The following is a 1,815-nucleotide window of genomic DNA, read 5'->3' on the forward strand; positions in this document are numbered from 1 at the left end:
GGGTCTTCCCCTGTTGTGGTGGTTGAGTGCATGATAATGCAATAATTTTCATCACCAGAGGCAACCATCATGGATGAGAAATCCCTCTATGCCCACATTCTCAACCTGTCCGCCCCGTGGCAGGTTGAATCTCTTTCCCTTGATGAAAACGCTGGCTATGTCACCGTTGTTGTCGGGATCGCCAAAAATACACTGCTAATCTGCCCGACATGCGGGCAGCAATGCCCTGTTCACGATCACCGACACCGCAAATGGCGTCATCTCGATACCTGCCAGTTCATGACTGTCGTTGAGGCGAGTGTCCCCCGGGTCATGTGTCCAGACCATGGATGCCAGACGTTACCTGTTCCATGGGCCGGAGCTGGTAGCCGGTATACGTTATTGTTCGAATCATTCGTCCTTACCTGGCTGAAAATTAGCACGGTTGATGCGGTAAGAAAGCAACTTAAGCTTAGCTGGAATGCCGTTGACGGCATTATGACCCGGGCAGTCAAACGTGGTCTTGGGCGAATAAAAAAGCCGCTATCAGCCCGGCATATGAATGTGGACGAAGTTGCATTCAAAAAGGGGCACCAGTATATCACTGTGATATCAGATCGTGAGGGCAGAGCGCTGGCATTAACGGATGATCGGGGAACAGAAAGTCTTGCCAGCTATCTTCGCACTCTCACCGACGGTCAGCTGGAGGCAATCAAAACGTTCTCAATGGATATGAATGCCGGATATATCAGAGCGGCACGCATCCATCTTCCGCGCGCTGTAGAGAAAATAGCCTTTGACCGCTTCCATGTGGCAAAACAACTGGGTGAAATCGTTGATAAGACGCGGCAGAACGAGCATCCCCGGCTTCCGTTGGACAGCCGCCGCCAGGCAAAAGGAACCCGCTTCCTGTGGCAATACAGTGAAAAATGGATGACAGAATCCCGACAGGAAAAACTGGCATGGCTGAGAGAGCAGATGCAGCTGACCAGTCAATGCTGGGTACTGAAAGAGCTGGCGAAAGATATCTGGAATCGCCCATGGAGTGACAAACGCCGTGCAGACTGGCAGCAATGGATAGCGCTTGCGAGAAGCTGTGATGTGCCGGTAATGAGAAACATGGCAGGAACCATCATGAAAAGGCTGTACGGAATACTTAACGCAATGCGGCACTGCGTATCTAACGGTAATGCCGAAGCGCTTAACAGTAAAATAATGCTACTGAGGATAAAGGCTCGGGGATACCGGAACAGGGAACGCTTCAAAGTAGCTGTCATGTTTCATTACGGTAGATTAAACATGGCCTTTTAAAGGCAAACATATCCGTTTGATTTTACTGAAAATTCGTGGTTTTTATTGTTGCTAATGCTCAAAAGTTTTTGAGTTAGAATATGTGGAGAAACTGGTAACGATAGTGACTCGTTAGTATCTAAGACTTCAGGTGTACCGAGTAAAAACACTGTATTTTCCTGGGGCCTGTACTCAAGGTTAATACGGGCCTGTAATCCTCTGTTGTAACTAGCAATATCAGTAGCTAATGCATCCTGTGGAACATGAAGGTTATTTAAAATAACGCATTGCGAAGAATTTTTTGATTTCAACATGTTTGCCGGGATGTTTTTAACTGAAGTTAACGAGGTAACGACAGTAGACTTATCCTCTAAATTAGCATGGTTTACATGTGTATCAGATGCTGCCGTCGTCCGGTTAGGGTTGTTATGAATTGTAAACATGTTGTCCTCCCAGACAGAACTAAAGGTACGCCTTTGGCAAGGGATACTTATAATCCCTAAAATCTCAATTATACACGAACTTCACCACAACAGGGGAAGACCC

2 protein-coding genes are annotated in these 1,815 nt (G+C 47.2%); one reads left to right on the plus strand and one right to left on the minus strand.

The window, feature by feature from the left end:
* Positions 1-69 precede the first annotated feature (69 nt).
* Entirely contained in the window at positions 70-1,290 is a 1,221-nt protein-coding gene (locus tag J4613_RS22400) for an ISL3 family transposase (RefSeq protein WP_000343758.1), read from the plus strand.
* Here the strand turns inward: J4613_RS22400 and J4613_RS22405 are convergent.
* Positions 1,287-1,712 carry a hypothetical protein gene (locus tag J4613_RS22405; protein ID WP_015675523.1) on the minus strand — a complete coding sequence of 142 codons (426 nt, stop codon included), beginning with the start codon at positions 1,710-1,712 and terminating at the stop codon, positions 1,287-1,289. The two genes, J4613_RS22400 and J4613_RS22405, sit on opposite strands and share 4 nt — an antisense overlap.
* Between the last annotated feature and the right edge of the window lie 103 nt (positions 1,713-1,815).

Origin of the sequence: Salmonella sp. 32020114201800008SM, from assembly GCF_017572025.1 — a bacterium.
Classification (GTDB): Bacteria; Pseudomonadota; Gammaproteobacteria; order Enterobacterales; family Enterobacteriaceae; genus Salmonella; species Salmonella enterica.

Coding starts and splice junctions, on each gene's coding strand:
- J4613_RS22405 (WP_015675523.1), bottom strand. CDS start 1,712: ATGTTTACAATTCATAACAACCCTAACCGGACGACGGCAGCATCTGAT.
- J4613_RS22400 (WP_000343758.1), top strand. CDS start 70: ATGGATGAGAAATCCCTCTATGCCCACATTCTCAACCTGTCCGCCCCG.